Origin of the sequence: Micromonospora sp. DT228 (genome assembly GCF_049841595.1) — a bacterium.
Taxonomy (GTDB): domain Bacteria; phylum Actinomycetota; class Actinomycetes; order Mycobacteriales; family Micromonosporaceae; genus Micromonospora.
This window is the reverse complement of the sequence record NZ_JBNCKO010000001.1, coordinates 331,978-348,093: the sequence shown is the minus strand read 5'-3', so window position 1 is coordinate 348,093 and position 16,116 is coordinate 331,978. Positions and strand designations below refer to the sequence as shown.

Annotated in this window: 14 protein-coding genes and 1 pseudogene; 5 read left to right on the top strand and 10 right to left on the bottom strand. The window is 71.9% G+C overall.

The genetic code is table 11. The annotated features are described in order from the left end of the window. Positions 1 to 22: 22 nt before the first annotated feature. Both ACLQ29_RS01525 and ACLQ29_RS01520 read right to left on the bottom strand, forming a co-directional pair. Positions 23 to 2,884, bottom strand: a complete 2,862-nt coding sequence (locus ACLQ29_RS01525) for a BTAD domain-containing putative transcriptional regulator (RefSeq protein WP_425769869.1) — start codon at positions 2,882 to 2,884, stop codon at positions 23 to 25. Between the two features lie 206 nt (positions 2,885 to 3,090). Continuing rightward, complete coding sequence (locus tag ACLQ29_RS01520; protein ID WP_425770149.1) at positions 3,091 to 3,738, bottom strand: response regulator transcription factor; 648 nt, start codon at positions 3,736 to 3,738, stop codon at positions 3,091 to 3,093. Positions 3,739 to 3,818: 80 nt separating this feature from the next. Between ACLQ29_RS01520 and ACLQ29_RS01515 the strand changes: the two are divergent. Continuing rightward, a pseudogene (locus ACLQ29_RS01515) lies at positions 3,819 to 4,295 on the top strand (ABC transporter ATP-binding protein); the annotation flags it as partial. 142 nt (positions 4,296 to 4,437) lie between these two features. On the opposite strand, the gene ACLQ29_RS01510 reads toward ACLQ29_RS01515, so the two are convergent. Then, on the bottom strand, positions 4,438 to 4,584 hold the full coding sequence (locus ACLQ29_RS01510; protein WP_425770166.1) for a hypothetical protein: 147 nt from the start codon (positions 4,582 to 4,584) through the stop codon (positions 4,438 to 4,440). Here ACLQ29_RS01510 and ACLQ29_RS01505 point away from each other — a divergent pair. Beyond that, positions 4,577 to 6,187: a thioesterase domain-containing protein gene (locus ACLQ29_RS01505; RefSeq protein WP_425769867.1), complete on the top strand. Its 1,611-nt coding sequence runs from the start codon at positions 4,577 to 4,579 to the stop codon at positions 6,185 to 6,187. The two genes, ACLQ29_RS01510 and ACLQ29_RS01505, sit on opposite strands and share 8 nt — an antisense overlap. Here ACLQ29_RS01505 and ACLQ29_RS01500 read toward each other — a convergent pair. Next, the gene (locus ACLQ29_RS01500; protein ID WP_425769866.1) at positions 6,109 to 7,668 is read right to left on the bottom strand and encodes a serine hydrolase domain-containing protein; all 1,560 of its coding nucleotides are present in this window, start codon (positions 7,666 to 7,668) and stop codon (positions 6,109 to 6,111) included. The genes ACLQ29_RS01505 and ACLQ29_RS01500 overlap by 79 nt on opposite strands. Positions 7,669 to 7,836: 168 nt before the next feature. Between ACLQ29_RS01500 and ACLQ29_RS01495 the strand changes: the two genes are divergently transcribed. Next, on the top strand, positions 7,837 to 9,093 hold the full coding sequence (locus tag ACLQ29_RS01495; RefSeq protein WP_425769864.1) for a sensor histidine kinase: 1,257 nt from the start codon (positions 7,837 to 7,839) through the stop codon (positions 9,091 to 9,093). 31 nt (positions 9,094 to 9,124) lie between these two features. Here ACLQ29_RS01495 and ACLQ29_RS01490 read toward each other — a convergent pair whose 3' ends face one another. Genes ACLQ29_RS01490 through ACLQ29_RS01470 form a run of 5 tightly spaced genes read right to left on the bottom strand, consistent with a single transcriptional unit; the run spans position 9,125 to position 13,302 of the window. Continuing rightward, positions 9,125 to 9,739, bottom strand: coding sequence for a hypothetical protein (locus ACLQ29_RS01490; protein ID WP_425769862.1), 615 nt, complete (start codon positions 9,737 to 9,739; stop codon positions 9,125 to 9,127). Next, the gene (locus tag ACLQ29_RS01485) at positions 9,736 to 11,115 is read right to left on the bottom strand and encodes a hypothetical protein (RefSeq protein WP_425769861.1); all 1,380 of its coding nucleotides are present in this window, start codon (positions 11,113 to 11,115) and stop codon (positions 9,736 to 9,738) included. The genes ACLQ29_RS01490 and ACLQ29_RS01485 overlap by 4 nt, the downstream gene beginning before the upstream one ends. After that, positions 11,112 to 11,912 (bottom strand): ABC transporter ATP-binding protein, encoded by an 801-nt coding sequence (locus tag ACLQ29_RS01480; protein ID WP_425769860.1) that lies wholly within the window; start codon positions 11,910 to 11,912, stop codon positions 11,112 to 11,114. Before ACLQ29_RS01480 ends, ACLQ29_RS01485 begins: the two co-directional genes overlap by 4 nt. A 44-nt stretch (positions 11,913 to 11,956) precedes the next feature. Continuing rightward, the gene (locus tag ACLQ29_RS01475; RefSeq protein WP_425769859.1) at positions 11,957 to 12,754 is read right to left on the bottom strand and encodes a zf-HC2 domain-containing protein; all 798 of its coding nucleotides are present in this window, start codon (positions 12,752 to 12,754) and stop codon (positions 11,957 to 11,959) included. Then, entirely contained in the window at positions 12,751 to 13,302 is a 552-nt protein-coding gene (locus ACLQ29_RS01470; RefSeq protein ID WP_393366606.1) for an RNA polymerase sigma factor, read from the bottom strand. Before ACLQ29_RS01470 ends, ACLQ29_RS01475 begins: the two co-directional genes overlap by 4 nt. A 212-nt stretch (positions 13,303 to 13,514) precedes the next feature. Between ACLQ29_RS01470 and ACLQ29_RS01465 the strand changes: the two genes are divergently transcribed. Next, positions 13,515 to 14,819 carry a multidrug effflux MFS transporter gene (locus ACLQ29_RS01465; protein ID WP_425770148.1) on the top strand — a complete coding sequence of 435 codons (1,305 nt, stop codon included), beginning with the start codon at positions 13,515 to 13,517 and terminating at the stop codon, positions 14,817 to 14,819. A gap of 57 nt (positions 14,820 to 14,876) precedes the next feature. Here ACLQ29_RS01465 and ACLQ29_RS01460 read toward each other — a convergent pair whose 3' ends face one another. Beyond that, the gene (locus tag ACLQ29_RS01460) at positions 14,877 to 15,551 is read right to left on the bottom strand and encodes a hypothetical protein (protein WP_425769858.1); all 675 of its coding nucleotides are present in this window, start codon (positions 15,549 to 15,551) and stop codon (positions 14,877 to 14,879) included. Between the two features lie 23 nt (positions 15,552 to 15,574). Between ACLQ29_RS01460 and ACLQ29_RS01455 the strand changes: the two genes are divergently transcribed. Then, entirely contained in the window at positions 15,575 to 16,093 is a 519-nt protein-coding gene (locus tag ACLQ29_RS01455) for an acyl-CoA thioesterase (RefSeq protein ID WP_204943434.1), read from the top strand. The last annotated feature ends 23 nt before the right edge of the window (positions 16,094 to 16,116 follow it).

Below are 16,116 nucleotides of genomic sequence, written 5' to 3'. Positions count from 1 at the left end.
GGGCCCATTGATGCCCGACAGGTCATCCATCGTCGCCAAAGAGATCGCGAACAGTCCGCTGCACAAACGATTCCACGATCGAGGGCGTCGGCTGCTGGACCAGCCGCAGCGCCTCGTCGAGTGACGCCCGCGCCTGCGGGATCCGACCCGCCCGGTGGTGGCAGATGCCAAGTCCGCGCAGCACCTGGGCCTGCCCGTGCCGGTCTCCGAGGACTGCGGTGATCTGCAGGACGTGGTCGAACAGTGGGGCCGCCTGCTCGTGAGCGCCCGCCGCCAGTAGGCACATACCCTGCCAGAACAGCGCTTGCCCGCGTGCCATCGGCGCGGGACCGATCGTGTCGTACAGCGCGAGGGACTTGTCCAGGTGCACCTTGGCGCCGTCCCGATCACCGAGATCCAGGTAGGCCTGCCCCATGCCCCGCAGGACGAAGGCGGCGCCGCCGACGTCGGTGTCCCGCAGACCCGTCAGCGCCAACGAGTACCGCTCCAACGCCACCTCCGGCTGGCCCCGGAAACGCATCACCATGGCGAGGTACGCATCCACCACCGCCATGCCGTGGACGTCGTTGATGTCGTCGAATAGTCGCCTGGCGCGCGTGAGGTAATCGTCGGCCTTGTCGATTTTCTGGCGGTCGAGGCTCAACATCCCCAACCGGTAGGAAATAGCCGCCTGCCCCCGAATGTCGTTCCCCGCGACCGCGCTCTCCCAGGCGACATCGAGGACGCGTTGCCAGTCGTCGTACTGCCGGCGCAACGGAAACAACGGGGACGCCGTGCAGGCGAGATCCCAGGCGGGTTCGGCGAGCCCGTCCCGGGCCGCTCGGTTGATGATCGACACGAGGGTGGGGCGTTCCACGTCGAACCAGCCGAGCAGATCGGTCGCCGACGAGCCGACGAGAACCTCGTCGACCTCCCACCGTGGAGTCCCGCCCTGGATGGTGAGGCTGAGCCCGCCGTACAGCGTGTGGATGAGCCGCTCGATGATGCTCAGGGCGGCGCCGAAGGCCCGGCCACGTGCCGCGCCCAGCTCACCGGGGGCGGCCTCCGGCGTCGCCCGCTCCCGGGCGAAGAGGCGCACGAGGTCGTGCAGGCGGTAGCGCGGCTGACCGGACGAGTAGTGGCCGGCGAAGTCCAGCAGTTGGGCATCGATGAGCTGTTCCAGCAACTCCTGTGCGGTGTCGGCGGTGGTGTCGAGCAGCGCGGCGGCGAGCCAGTCGCTGACCTCGGCGATCTCGATGTCGCCGAGTCGGCGCAGCAGTGTCCGCGCCGCCGGGCTCAGCACCTGGTAGCTGAGTGCCAGGCTGGCGCGGACGTCGAGGTGGCCGTGCGAGAGCCGGTCCAACCGGCTGCGCTCGTCGTCGAGCATCTGGACGAGCCGGTCGACGGTCCAGTGTGGTTTGGCGGCCAGCTTCGCGCCCACGATCCGGATCGCCAGCGGCAGGTACGCGCAACGGCTGAGCAGGGCGGTGGCGGATGTCTCGTCGAGCATCCTGCCCGGGCCGGCGATCCGGGTCAGCAGGAGCGCGGAGTCGGCCGCGTCCATCACCTTGAGCGCCACGGTCTGTGCGCCGAGGATGGCCCCCAGCCGGGCGCGGCTGGTGACCAGGACGCCGCACGACGTGCTGCCGGGGATGAGGGCCGACAACTGGTCGTCGGCGGCGGCATTGTCCAACAGGAGCAACAGCCGCCGATCCGCGAGCAGATCCCGATAGAGGTCCATCCGCTCGTCCAGGGTCGCGGGCAGGTGGAGCCCGTCGACGCCGAGCGCGCGAAGGAACCGACCCAGCACCTCGAACGGCGCCAGGCCGCGATCGCTGTCCGCGCCACGAAGGTTGACGTAGAGCTGTCCGTCCGGAAAGGAGTCGACCAGTCGGTGCGCGACGTGGATGGAGAACGCGGTCTTGCCGACGCCGGCGGGCCCGGAGACCACCGCGATCCGGGCGCCGGCGCCCGGACGTAGCAGGATCTTCTCGATCCTCGCCAGCTCCGACTGCCGCCCGGAGAAGTCGGCGATGTCAGCGGGAAGGTGCCGCGGCGTGCTGAGTTGGAACCCGGCCCGGGAGCTTCGTCGCTGCCCGTCCGGAGGTGGTGGCGGCTGGGTGGGGGCGACAGCCGTCCGGCTGCCGTCGGTGTCCGCCGGGCCATCGGCGCCCCGCAGCACGGCGAGGTGGATCGCCTGTATCTCGGCCGACGGGTCGGTGCCCAGTTCGTCCCGCAACCACCGCCGCCACCTGTCGAACGACGTCAGCGCCTCCGGGCCTCGTCCCGACCGGGCAAGGGCCCGGATCATCTGACCGGCCAGCCGCTCCCGGGTCGGATGCCTGCCGGCCAACTCGACGACGTCGTCGGCGATGTCGCGGTGGTTGCCGAGCCGGAGCTCGACGTCGAAGAGGTCCTCGTTCGCGGTCAGACGCAACGCTTCCAAGCCCTGGGCCAGGTCCGCCTGCCCCTCGGCCGGCAGCCACCCGCCGAGGACCGGCCCGCGCCAGAGAGCCAACGCCGACCGGAGGATCGACCGCGCCTCGTCGTCGGAGCCCCGCGTCCGCTGATCGCTGACCAGGTTGCGGAACAGCTGGGCATCGACCTGCTCGGGTGACACCCGCAGTCGGTAGCCACCACCCGTGGTGTCCAGCAGAACCGCCGGATCGGGGTCCTCGGCCAGGTCGAGGATCGCGCGAATCTCGGACAGCCGGGTCTGCAACACCGCGCGGGCCCGCTTGGGCGGCTCCTCACCCCACAGTAGATCGATCAGTCGGTCGCCGGTGACCAGTTGGTTCGCCTCCAGCGCGAGGATCCCCAGGAGCACTCGCTGCTGACGCCGAGCGAACTGGAGCGGAACCCCACGGTTCCACACCTCGACCGGGCCCAGGACCCGAAGCTCCACCACGACCTTCCCGATTCCCACGGCTGTCGATCTGACGAGTTCCGGCGTTGGGAAGAATACGGGAAGGATTCGGCATGGGTGGTCCGTGATTCTTCTTTCGACCGACACGGGGGTGTGGTTGGTCGGCGTTCAGCACTTCGATTCACGACGCCGACCGGTCGACAGGTTGAGGGACGACGGGGGCGTGCGAAAAAGTGGAGCAACCTTTACTGGTTGTTGAGATACGCCAGCACGGCGAGGACACGCCGGTGATCATCATCGGACGGGGGCAGGCCGAGCTTGGTGAAGATGCTGCTGACATTCTTGTCGATGGTCTTCTCGGCGAGGTGAAGCGCGGCAGCGACCGCAGAATTCGTACGCCCCTCGGCGACCAGCGCGAGCACGTCGTGCTCGCGAGGCGTGAGGGAGTCCAGCGGCGAACTGGCCGGGGCGGAGTTGAGGACGCGGGACACGACCTGCGGGTCCATCACCGTGCCGCCGGAACTGACCTGGTAGAGCGCCATCATGAACTGGTCGGCATCCATCACCCGGTCCTTCAGCAGGTAGCCGACGCCGCCGACGTCGTCCGCGAGCAGCTCCACGGCGTACAGGGGCTCGACGTACTGGGACAGGATGACGACCGGCAGGCCGGGGACGCGTCGCCGGGCCTCGATCGCTGCCTTGAGCCCCTCGTCGGTGAAGGTCGGCGGCATGCGGACGTCGACAACCGCGACATCCGGTCTGGTCGTCTCGACCGCACGCAGCAGTTCGTCGGAATCGCCGACGGCGCCGACGGTCTCACAGCCGTACGCCTGCAGCAGCCGGGTGAGTCCGTCGCGCAGCAGGAAATGGTCGTCGGCGATCAATACCCGCAGGGGGGTCTCCATGTTCATGGCTCCAGGCTACGAGTTGCGTTGGCCGGTTCCGTGCGGCACCACGAGGGGGAGCAGGCCACGTGACGGCAATCGAGGTCCGAGATCTACACAAGAGTTATGGCACACATAGCGTTCTGCGCGGCGTGAGCTTCACCGCGGATGCGGGCTCCGTGCTCTGCATCCTCGGGCCGAACGGGGCGGGCAAGACAACGACTATCGACATCCTCACCACGCGGCGACTACCTGACTCGGGCACGGTGCGCATGCTCGGTCGGGATGTGGTGCGTGAGCGGGACGCCGTCGTCCGGGACATCGCGGTCGCGCAGCAGGAAGCGGCGGTCGACACGTTCCTGACCGGCCGGGAAAACCTGGTCCTCTGTGGTCGGATGATGCGTCTCGGCAAGGCCGACGCGCTTCGACGGGCCGACGAGCTGCTTACCCAGTTCGGTCTGGCCGAGGCGGCGCGCCGGCCGGCCGGGGAGTATTCGGGCGGCATGCGGCGCCGGTTGGATCTGGCGATGTGTCTGCCGGCGTCACCCAAGGTGATCTTTCTGGACGAGCCGACGACCGGGCTCGACACGTCGAGTCGGGCCAAGCTCTGGGCCGCGGTCAATGAGCTGGCCGCCGCCGGGACCACGATCGTGCTCTCCACCCAGTACCTGGAGGAGGCCGATGCGCTCGCCGACCAGATCGTGATCATCAATCGCGGTGTGGTGGTGGCGTCCGGCAACCCCCATACGGCAGGGCCAACTCCGGTGGGAGGCCCGCGAGCAGGTCCCGCCAACGGTCCAGGCCCACGCCGCGGTCCCGGGTCAGCTCGGCGGCCGGCGCGTCAGGTGTGCTCACCAGCTACCGCCGCTGGGCGAGCGAGCTGCGGGAGCAGGCGCCCCGGCACACCGCCGAGCTGCCGATGTGGCGGGAGATCGCCTCCGCCGCGCCGGGCGGCCTGGTCGACGGGGAGCTGGATCCGCTTCGCGACCACCGTGGCACCACCCGGACCCACTGGACGCGGCTCACCCCGGAGGGGACCGCGGCGGCGCTCGCCGCCGCCGGGGCGCTCGGCACCGGAATGGAAGCGGTGTTGCTGGGGGTGCTCGGCCTGGCCGTCGCCGAGGTACGCGAACCCGGACCGGTGCTTGTCGAGCTGGAGTCACACGGGCGTACGTCGCTGCACGGCACCGTCGATGTGAGCGGCACGGTCGGTTGGTTCACCAGCAGCTTCCCGCTGCGCCTGGACCCGCCCGCCGCAACGGGCACGCCGACGGAGCGGCTGCGGGACGCGATCCGGGACGCCGCCGCGCGGCGCGGCGGCGTTCCACACGAAGGTCTGGGCTGGCAGCTGCTGGCCGGGTCCGGTGTGCACGAGGTGCGGCCCCAGATCTCGGTCAACTACCTGGGCGCGACAGGTGCGGCGGACGAATTCGCGGCCCGCTGGTCTCTCGCTCCCGAGCGGGTCGAGAACCTGGCCGACGTCGTGGCCGCGGATCTGCCGCAGCCGTTCGTGCTGGCCGTCGACGCCTCCCTGGAGGGCGCCGAACTCGTCGTGCGCTGGGAGTTCGCCCAGCGACTTGTCGGCGAGGAGGTCGGGACGGCGCTCCTGCGTTCGTTCACGGCGTGGTGGGAGACCCTGACCGAGGTGACGGTCGAAGCGGCCGACGACGCGTTCGCACCGCTCGTCGTGCTCCAGGAGGGTGACTCGCGCCCGCCGCTGATCACCGTGCACGGCGGCGTCGGGCTGGCCTGGCCGTACCTGGCGCTCGCGCCGCACCTGGATCCCGCGCAGCGGGTCCTCGGCCTCCAGGCGGACCCGGACGCCGCCCCCGCCGCCTCGGTGTCCGAACTGGCGGCCCGGTACGTCAAGCGGATCCGCGCGGTGGCGCCGTCGGGCCCCTACCGGCTGCTCGGCTGGTCGTTCGGGGGCTACGTGGCACACGAGATGGCCGTGCAGTTGCAGGCGGCGGGGGAGACCGTCGATCGTCTCGGGGTGCTCGACATCTATCCGGCGCACGGGTTCGACGACACCGAGGACGATCGCGGTCTGCTCGCCCATCTGCTCGCGGAAGGTGGGTACGACCCGACCGACCCGGAGATCGCGGCGCTTGTCGACGTGCTCGACGTGGACGGGATCTGCGCGCTCGCCCGTCGGCGCGGCGGGGTGCTGGGGGAGTTCTCCCCGCGGCGACTGCGGGCGATGCTCGCGACCATCCGCCACCACGGCGCGCTGGGTGCCGCGTTCACGCCGGGCCGGTACGACGGTCTGCTGCTGCTGGTGGCGGCCGAGGCGGACGAGCCCGCGAGCCGTGGCCCGGTCGACGGCCTCTGGGCACCCCACGTCACGGGAGTCATCCGGGTGCTGCCGGTCGCGGCCCGTCACGACGACCTGATGAGGGCGGACGTGGTGACCGCGTACGGCGCGGATCTCCTGGCCGGCTGGGGAGCGGACGGTTGAGGCGCGGCGGGGCCGGGCTGCCGGCCCCGCCGCAGTGCTCCGATCGTCCGGAGCAGGCTGCCGACGAGCGGATACGCCAGCAGCAGGCCGGCCACGACCGCTATCTCGGGCGCGCTGGTAAGCAGCAACCGGGGGTCCAGCGGGTAGCCCTGCACGAGCGCGCCGCCGCCGTACACCAGCCCAACGGTGGCGGCGGCGGCCACCACGACCGCACCCACGATGCCCAGCAGTGCCCGTCGCGCCGAGTTGCGGCGGCAGCCCCGGGCCCGGCCGCGCGCCAACCGCACCGCCCGGAGCAGCATCAGCAGCGCCACGAGCGCGGCGACACCGTCCACGATCAGGTAACGGCTCCAGAAGCCACCGGCACCCGTCGCGGGCTCCTCGCCCGACAGGACGGCCAGCCCGGCCGTGTACGCGGCCGCGTTGTCCAGGAGGAACGAGTTCTGGGCGGTCAGCACGACCAGGCCGGTGTCCCGCTCCGGCAGCAGACCGAAGTCGTTGTGGAAGCCCGTCACGTCACCCTCGTGGGCGACGAGCGGCGTACCCCCGGCCGTGCCGGTGGCGAGACCGAGGCCGTACCCGTCGGTGTGCGGTGCGGCCGCTCCCGCCGGTGTGCTTGTCGCGGTCCGTTGCATCAGCGCCAGCAGGTCCGCCGAGATGACCCGCTTTCCCCACAACGTGCCGTCGCCGAGCTGCATCCGCAGGTAGTGACTCATGTCCTCGGCCGTGGAGACCAGGTATCCGTCCGGCAGCGCGCCGGGGAACGAGGCGGCCTCGCGGCGCACTGCCAGGCCGAACCAGGGCACTGTGCCGCGCACGAGGCCCGCCTGGCGCGCCTCGTCGACAGACGTGTAGGTGTGGCTCATCCGGAGTGGCCGCAGCACCTCGGACTTCAGGTAGTCCCCGAATGGCCGCCCCGAGACCTCCTGCACGAGCAGGCCCAGCGTCGCGAAGTTGAGGTTGCAGTACTGGAAGCGTTCACCGGGCGCGGACGAGGGACGCACCGTCGCGATGCCCCGGACCCGTTCCTCCAGGGAACGCCCGGTGTCCTGCAGGTCGGCGACGCCCGCCGAGGTGGGCAATCCGCTCGTCTGATCGAGCAGTTGACGCACCGTCGGCACGCTGCCCGTCCCCGCCGTCCGGAACCAGGGCAGGTGCTCCGTGACCGGCGCGTCGAGTCGCACCGCACCCCGGTCCACAAGTTGCAGCACGGCGAGCGCGGTGAACGACTTACTGATCGAGCCGAGCACGAACGGCGTGTCGGCCGTGACGCCGGCTCCGTATCCGCCGGTGACGACCTGGTCGCCCTCGACCACCGCGTACGCGGCGGCGGGCACCCTCGCGGTGGCGAGGCGGTCCGTGATGGCCGCGGTGACCGCCTCGGTGAGCGGTCGGTGCGCGGCCGGGGCCGCGACGGCCGGGGCGACAGGTGACGCGAGGGTGAGCGCCACCGCCCCGACGGCGAGAGTGCGGGCGATCATCAGCGTTCCTCCCTGGTGCCGGTCGGTTGACGTGTTCCATGTTTCCGCGCGCCACGGGGGTTGGTCTGCCGTGCCCGACCCCGTTCCGGACCGGGTGCCAGCACCCATGCCCACCGCCTCCGCGCGTGGTTCAATGGCCGCGATCAGCACGAATGGAGGATCTTCATCGTGACGCCGCGGGAAGACCGTGCCCCGGCCCGGATCGTGTCGGGCCTGCTCGCCGCCCGCCAGGGCGCCTGGCGTGCGGCCTGTTCGGGAGCCGCCGTGCTGCTCGCCGCAGTCGCCGTGATCGTCGCCTGCCTGGTGCTGGTCGGCGTCGGCGTCTACCTGATGCCACAGGTCCTGGCCGGCCTCCGCGCCCTCGCCAACGCCGCCCGCCGCCGCATCGGCGTCGCCGAGATCCCGCAACCCGCGGGCACTGCCTCCGGCTGGTCCGCGGGCCTCGCCGCGTGCCGCCGGGCGTTCCGCGCCCCGGCCACCAGGCGCGACCTGATCTGGGCCGCCGCCGACTGGCCCGTCGGCGTCACCCTCGGCCTGCTCCCCGCCCTCCTGCTCGCCGGTGGCCTCTGGGGCCTCTCGGCCCCGCTGACCTGGCGCTGGGCCACCGAGGCCTGGGACGGCTCCTGGTTTCTGTTCGTCCCCCTGATCAGCGACGTCACCGCGGCCCTGGCCGCGGTGGTCGGCGTGGCCCTGCTCGCGGCCGGGCTGATCTTCCCGCCCTGGTTGGGCCGGCTAGCGGACGCCTGGGCGGCCCGCCTGCTCGGCCCGTCGACAGTCACCCGACTCACCGAACGGGTCGAACACCTGGCCACCACTCGCGCCGACACCCTCGACGCCCAGCAGTCCGAGATCCGCCGGATCGAACGCGACCTGCACGACGGCGCCCAGGCACGGCTGATGGCCATGGGCATGACGCTCAAGATGATGGAACGCTCACTGGAACGCGACCCCGAGGCGGCCCGCACCCTGCTCGGCCAGGCCCAGGAAGACTCCCGCAAGGCCATGCAGGAGCTCCGCGATCTGGTACACGGCATCCACCCCCCGATCCTGGCCGACCGGGGCCTGGTCGACGCGGTCCGGGCGCTCGCCCTGGAATGCCGCGTCCCGACCCAGGTCGAATCCACACTGACCGGCAGACTCGAACCCCCGATCGAGTCGGCCCTCTATTTCACCGTCGCCGAACTGCTCACAAACGTGGTCAAGCACGCCGCCGCCACGGCCGTTCAGGTCACCCTCGCCACCACGCCCGCCGGCATCCGGGTGACTGTCGCCGACAGCGGGCGCGGCGGAGCGGACCTGTCCCGCGGCACCGGCATCGCCGGCGTTCGCCGCCGTCTTGCCGCCTTCGACGGCACCCTCACCGTCGACAGCCCCACCGGCGGCCCCACCCGGATCGACATCTTCCTCCCGTTGACCGCACCGTGAGGTAGACGGGCGGGGCCGCGTCGACGGTGCGTTACTGGTCGAGGGCGGCTTCGCTGGCGGGTCGCAGGGGGCAGCCCCGCAGGGTGTACGCGAGCAGACCGGCCACCGCCAGGGTGCTGGCGCAGACCGTGGCGGCGGTGGTGCCGGCGGGTTGGATCAGCCAGCCGGCGATCTGCACCCGCAGGTCCCCGCTCGGACCCATCAGCGGCAGGACCGCGATGAGGGTCCAGGTCAGCGGGCAGATCCACGACAGGGCGGCACCGAACAGGGCGGCGCCGAGGGCGGTGAGCCCGAGGAGCCCCGCGGTGTTGCGCAGCGTCAGGCTGAACGGTTCGTAGTGCGCGTCGGTGACCGTGCTGAGGGCCAGCAGGGCGGTGATCGTGGCGACGGCGAGCAGCAGATGCCCGGCGCGTCGCAGCTGCCAGTTGACCGACGCGGTGCGGTCGAGGGCGTCGTCGGCACCGCTGAGGGTGGTGCCGACCGCGACCACCGCCAGCATGATGACGAGGCTGGCCGTGCGGATGTTGATGGTCGTCGAGTCGGTGTAGGCCAGCGACAGTGCCCACGCCACCGCGATGAGCGCGGTCGCGGTGGTCAGCGCGAGGGGGACCCGGCGGGAGCGTAGGTAGAGCTGAAGCCACCTCACGGCTGGCCCTCGGGCAGGGCCGCCGCGAGGCCGTCGCCCTGGCAGGCCAGCGCCGCCTCGCGTGCCGCTGCCATCCGACGTCGTTGCTCGGCCTCCGGCAGACTCACCAGCGCCTGGTACGTGCTCACCAGCCGCTCCACCTCTGCGGGGTCCCATCCGCTCGGGGCCGGTGGTCGACCGGTCAGCCAGGCGGCGGCGACGATCCGCGCCCGGTACTCGTCGCCCTCCACCGACTGGTCGGCGCACTCCTGCCGCCAGGCGGCCTCGAGCAGGGACGGCAGGAAGTAGTCGTCGGTCAGGCCGGCGCGTCCGAGGCGGTCGAACGAGGGGGTGTCGAAGACGATCGTGTCGGCGGAGTGCGGTGCCGGTGCCACTCGCGGATCCAGCCGCGCCCAGAAGGTGACCTGTTGGGTCTGCACCGCTCGGACGGGTGCGTTGGGCAGCTTGGCCGCCATCATGGCGAGGGCCTGGCGGGCAGGGCCGACGACGTCGGGCAGCAGTTCGGCGTGCACCCGCGTCACGCAGACCTGCGGGCCGGCGTTGTCGCAGACCAGCTCGATGGCGGCCGGGTCGACGACCGCCGCCCCGCGTGTGCCGCCGATGGGCAGGAGCGGTACGGCCACCGCGGCGCCGAGCACCGCCGGGAGGACGGCCAGCGCGGTGGCTCGGCGGCGGACCGTGCCCAGCAGCAGCAGTCCGGTGGCGGCGAGCGCCACCAGCCACAACGTCTGGAGCGCGCTGACCCGCGGCATGATCGTCTGGAAGTCGTCGAGCTCGTTGATGACCGGGATGAGCAGCAGCGCCGCAGGTTCGGGCCGGATGACCGCCGTGTCGGGGTCGGGCTGCGCCAGGAGTTCGGGGACGAGCCCGAGCAGGGCGAACCCGACCACCGCGACGACGGGTGCGGTGATCACCCGGGGCACGGCCCGACCGGCGGCCATGCCCAGCCAGCCGGCGGCGATCAGGGCCGGAACACCGACGGCGGCGACGACAATTGTGGCGCCCGGGAAGTAACGCGCCGTCGGCACCACCCAACCGGCCGCGACGAGACACACCAGGATGTACGCGGCCACCACCGTGATCGCGAGCGCGCCGGCCGTCACCGTGGTGCGGTGCCACCGGGGTCGGGCGGTGCTGGTGAACAACTCGCCGACCCGGTGACGGGCGTCGCGCCGACCCAGCCACGCCCCACCGGCGAGCGCCAGCGGCAGCAGGAGCACGAGCATCGACCGCGCGATGACCGCCAGTTGCATCCACCGGCCGGTGAAGAAGTCGGTGGACGTGATCAGCATCGGCACGCCGGTGGCCAGCAACAGCAGTGCGACGCCCAGGGCCGCCGACCGGCGTAGCTCGATGCGGAGGATGCGCCCGATCATGCCGGCACCTGCCCACGGTGGGAGCGCAGCAGCGCCGAGTAGCCACGCTCGGTGGCGCTGTCGCCCGCGTCGCCCGCGCCGCCCTGCTGGGCCAGTTGCCCGGTGGTGCCCTGCCACACCAGGCGACCCTCGTGGACCAGCACCACGTCGGTGCAGGCCACCGCGACGTCCTCGACCAGGTGGGTGGAGACGAGCACGCAGCTGTCCAGACCGATCTCACGCAACAGCTCGCGGAAGTCGAGGCGCTGCTCCGGGTCCAGGCCGACCGTCGGCTCGTCGAGCAGCAGCACCTCCGGGTCGTTGACGATCGCCTGGGCGATGCCGGCACGGCGCAGCATTCCGCCGGAGAGCGTCTTCATCCGGGAGTCGGCGCGGTCGGCGAGGCCGACCCGTTCGACGGCCCGTTGCACCGCGCCCGGGATGACCGTCTTCGGCATCTCCTTGAGCCAGGCCATGTATTCGACGAACTCCCGGACGGTGAAGCGCGGGTAGAAGCCGAAGTGCTGCGGCAGGTATCCGAGGCCACGGCGGACCCGACGGAGGTCCGCCTTGGCGGTGATGTCCTCGCCGAGCAGGCTCAGCCGGCCACCGGCGGGCTGCACCACGGTGGCGAGGGCTCGCATCAATGTCGTCTTGCCGGCGCCGTTGGGGCCGAGCAAGCCGTGCACGCCGGTGCCCAACGCCAGGCTCAGTCCGTTGACCGCCAGGTGTCGTCCGGCTCGGACCTGCAACTTCTCGGTGTGCACCGCCCACGGATGCGTGGACGGTCGGGTCTCCGCCGCACTGACCATACGCATCATTACTTCTCCATTCGGTAGTTGATTCGTGGTGTCGTGTCTGGTCAGGACGTTCGGGGAAGTCCTCCGAGCGGACGTCGTCGGGCCCGGACGAGCACCACGGCCACCAGCGCCACGGTGCCGACGGCCCACCAGGGCGAGCTGCTGTCCGCGAGGACGGCCGGGAGTCGCCCGCCGGCCAGGCTCGGTGCCACCACACCCGCGGACCAGGTGAGAGCAAGTACGGCGGCGGCCCGGTCCACCCCCACCAGCCCGCCCAGCGCCAACGCGCCGGCGGTGAAGCCCAGCGCCGGCAACAGCCAGAGACTCGGGGAGTGCCCGGTGCCCCACCCGGCCACGGCCAACACCGGGATGACGGCCACCAGGACCGCCAACGTGCGGCGCAGCAGCAGCGCCAACCCGGTACGTGGCATGGTGGCCAGCAGTTCCCAGGCCGGATCGAGTCGCCGGCTCCACAGCGCGGCCACCGGCAGCAGCGGTGCCATCGGCGCGACGAGCAGCACCAGCGACGGCAGGCTGTGGAAGGTCCGCTCGAACAGCACCGCGACGAGCATCAGGCCGGCGGCGGTGGCCAGCCACGGCAGGACGCGGGCGGCGACCCCGGTACGCCGCAGCCGCCGCCGGCGCACCGGTCCCGGGCCGCCGGCGATCCCGGTGGCGATGCCGTCGGCCACCCGGTCCAGCAGGTCGCGGGTGGCGGGATCGGTCACGTCGGCGAGGACGGCCCGGCAGGCGGCGCAGGACTCCAGGTGCGCCTCGACCGCCCAGGTGGTCGTGTCGTCGACGCCGAGACCGCCGGAGGCGTACTCGGAGATCATGGTTTTGGTGGGATGAGTGGTCATGACAGCGCCTCCCGCAGCGCGATCCGGGCCCGCCGCGCGCGGGTCTTCACGGTTCCTTCGGGCATGCCGAGCAGCAGTGAGGTCTCCCGCACGGTCAATCCGTCGAGGACCATCGCGCGCAGCACCTGACGCAGCTCCGCCGGCAGCGCCTGCAGGGCCCGCTCCAGGTTGGCGTCCAACCCACCGGCGAGCGCCTCTTCCTCGGCCGCCGGAGACACGGTGTCGTAGGTCTGCACCGACGGGATCCGCTCCCGTCGGGCCCGGTGACGGAACGCGTCGACGAGCCGGTGCGCGGCGATCGTCCACAACCAACCCACCGCGCTGCCGGAGCCCGAGGACTGCGCCTGGCTCCCGGCCGACCGCCACACCGCCAGGTACGTCTCCTGCAACACCTCGGCCACCACGTCCTCGTCGGCGCACCGCCGACGCAGCCGAGTGGTCAGCCACGGGGCGGTACGCCGGTACAGTGCGTCGAAGGCACGCCGGTCGCCGCGGGCGACGCGGCGGAGCAACTCGCCCTCGTCCAGTCCGTCCAGACTTCGTCTCACGACAGGCAAGACGACGCGACCCTCCCCTCCGGTTCTGACCCGACAGTGACCCCGGTCACATCTCGGCCGCGCTGGGGTCGGGCCGACGCGGCGTGACACCCCCCACAGCGGGAACGTCCTCCGGGTTCCGGGCGTTGCCGACACACGCCCGGGCAGTTGCGGACGCGCTGACGCCGTGACGACGTACAAGCTTCCGCAGAGAGATCGAGATGATGAAACAGTTGGTGGACCAGACCGGACCGGTCACCCCCGCGGCACCACCGGGCGCGACCGCCGAGGTGCTGCCCGGTGACCTGATGACCAACCGTCAGCGTGTGCAACTCGTCCTCGTGCTGGGTGCGTTGATCGCCATCGGGCCGTTGACCATCGACATGTACCTGCCCGCCCTCCCCGCCATCACGGCAGGGTTGCAGACCACCGAGACCGCCGTGCAGTTGACGCTCACCGGCACGCTTGTCGGCCTCGCGCTGGGCCAACTGCTGATCGGGCCGCTCTCCGACGTGGTCGGGCGGCGGGTGCCGCTGCTCGCCGGGCTGGCCGCGCACATCGTGGCCTCCGTCCTGTGCGTCTTCGCACCCAACATCGAGGTGCTCGGCGGGCTGCGCGTACTCCAGGGGCTCGGTGTCGCCGCCGCCACAGTGGTCGCGACGGCAGTGGTCCGCGACCTGTTCAGCGGCGCCTCGTTCGCCCGGATCTTCTCCCGGCTGATGCTCGTCATGGGCCTGGCGCCCATCCTCGCGCCGACGCTTGGCAGTGGCCTGCTGAGCTGGACCGACTGGCGGGGCGTCTTCGCGGCGTTGGCGGTGCTGGGCGCGCTGCTGATCGTCGTGGCCGCGCTCCGGCTCCCGGAGACCCTCCCGGTGGCGCGTCGGCGGCACGGAGGAATCGGTGCGACCCTGCGCGACTACCGGGGGCTGCTCAACGACCGGGCGTTCGTCGGGCTGGTGCTCGTCGCCGGGCTGGCGATGGCGGCCCTGTTCGCGTACGTCTCGGGATCGTCGTTCGTGCTCCAGCGGGAGTACGGCCTCGACGAGCAGCAGTTCGGCATCGCCTTCGGGGCCGGCGCGGTGGGCCTGATCGGGGCCACCCAGTTCAACGTGCGGCTGTTGCGCCGCTACACCCCGCAGCAGATCCTGGTCAGCGCCCTGATCGCCGGAACGGCGGCCGGCCTGCTGCTCGTCATGTTCGCGGCGACCGGCATCGGTGGCCTGGGCACCCTGCTCGCCTCGCTGTGGCTGGTCCTGGCCGCCGCCGGCCTCGCCCTGCCGAACGCGCCGGCGCTGGCCATGAGCCGGCACAGCGAAGCCGCTGGCACCGCCGCGGCGCTGCTCGGCGCCGTGCAGTTCGGTGTCGGCGCGCTCTCGGCGCCACTCGCGGGCCTGTTCGGCACCGGGAGCGTACCGATGGCGATCGTCATCGCGGGCGGCATGGCCGCCGCGCTTGTCGTCATGGTCCTCGTCGTGCCCCGCGCCGGCCTCGGCACTGTCGACCCGGACCTGGCGGTCGCCCTGCACTAGAAGGTCGCCCTGCACTAGAAGCAGGAGGGCGGGCCGGTTGCCCGGCCCGCCCGACGATCAGCGAATCTCCGTGGTGTTGTCCTCCGGGCGCGGCTGGCCGCGCGGTGGGGCGGACCACGGCGACTCGCCACCCACCCGGCGCGGCAACGGCTCGGTGGGTGTCGGCTCGGTCGGGTAACCCAGAGTGAGCGGCGCGGTGTCGCGCTCCGCGGGGGTGGGGGACGGCCAGTCGGTGAGCGTGAAGTCGTCGTCGCGGGGGCCGGCGCCCGGCGTGGGCACCGGCGCCACGGCCGGCTCGGTGGCCGGGCGCGGCCACTGCCGCCAACGCTGCAGGCTGAAGGTCGCCATCAGCAGCAGCAGGCCGATCAGGAAGAGTGTGCCGTTCTCCACGGGCAGCCGCAGCGGCAACGGATCGCCGGCCACCTTCCACCCGTGCGGGATCGCGTCGCGTACCGCGAAGGGTGCCGTCAGCATCCCGATGTACGGGGTGACCAGCAGCAACCCGGCCACCAGCGGACCGAGCGGCGAGAAGCGCAGCGTGCCGAGCAGGCCCAGCAGGACGCCGCCGACACCGAGGTACACGGCTGGCTCGATCAGGTTGGCGGTGTTGAACGTGCCGGTCTCCACCCAGCGGTCGACCGTCCGGCTCGACCCGTCCTGCCCCAGTGTGACGAGCACCCAGGTGATGGGCGCCACCACCAGCCCGGCGAGGAAGCTCCAGAGATGTCGCATCCGCGCACCGTACCGTTTTCGACATGACTGAGCACCTCTCCGCCGCTCCGATCGGCAAGCCGACGTCGTACTCGCGCGTCACTCTCAGCAAGATCATGACTGCGGTGGACGTGAACCTCTACGGCACCGTGCACGGCGGGGTTCTGATGAAGTTCGTCGACGACGTGGCGGGTGCCGCTGCCGCCCGGCACAGCGGCGGAACGGCCGTGACCGCGGCGATCGACGAGATCGTCTTCTCCGAGGCGGTCCGGGTCGGCGATCTGGTGCACGCGCACGCGCAGGTGAACTGGACCGGTCAGACCTCGATGGAGGTGGGCGTGCGGGTGGTCGCCGAGCGGTGGGACTCGGCCGAGGACGCTCCGGTCCGGGTGGCCACCGCGTACCTCGTCTTCGTCGGCGTGGACGTCGGCGGGGCCCCTCGGGTGGTCCGTCCGGTGCTGCCGGAGACGGCGGAGGACGAGCGCCGGTACAAGGAGGCCGAGATCCGTCGCGCGCACCGCCTCGCCCGCCGCCGCGCCATCCAGGCCCACCGCGCCGGCTGACCCACATGAGGTGCCGGGTTGGA

Excerpts from the sequence above, each read along its gene's own strand:
- ACLQ29_RS01500 (WP_425769866.1), bottom strand. The coding sequence starts at position 7,668 with ATGATCGCCCGCACTCTCGCCGTCGGGGCGGTGGCGCTCACCCTCGCG.
- ACLQ29_RS01485 (WP_425769861.1), bottom strand. The coding sequence starts at position 11,115 with ATGATCGGGCGCATCCTCCGCATCGAGCTACGCCGGTCGGCGGCCCTG.
- ACLQ29_RS01480 (WP_425769860.1), bottom strand. The coding sequence starts at position 11,912 with ATGCGTATGGTCAGTGCGGCGGAGACCCGACCGTCCACGCATCCGTGG.
- ACLQ29_RS01475 (WP_425769859.1), bottom strand. The coding sequence starts at position 12,754 with ATGACCACTCATCCCACCAAAACCATGATCTCCGAGTACGCCTCCGGC.
- ACLQ29_RS01465 (WP_425770148.1), top strand. The coding sequence starts at position 13,515 with ATGAAACAGTTGGTGGACCAGACCGGACCGGTCACCCCCGCGGCACCA.
- ACLQ29_RS01460 (WP_425769858.1), bottom strand. The coding sequence starts at position 15,551 with ATGCGACATCTCTGGAGCTTCCTCGCCGGGCTGGTGGTGGCGCCCATC.
- ACLQ29_RS01455 (WP_204943434.1), top strand. The coding sequence starts at position 15,575 with ATGACTGAGCACCTCTCCGCCGCTCCGATCGGCAAGCCGACGTCGTAC.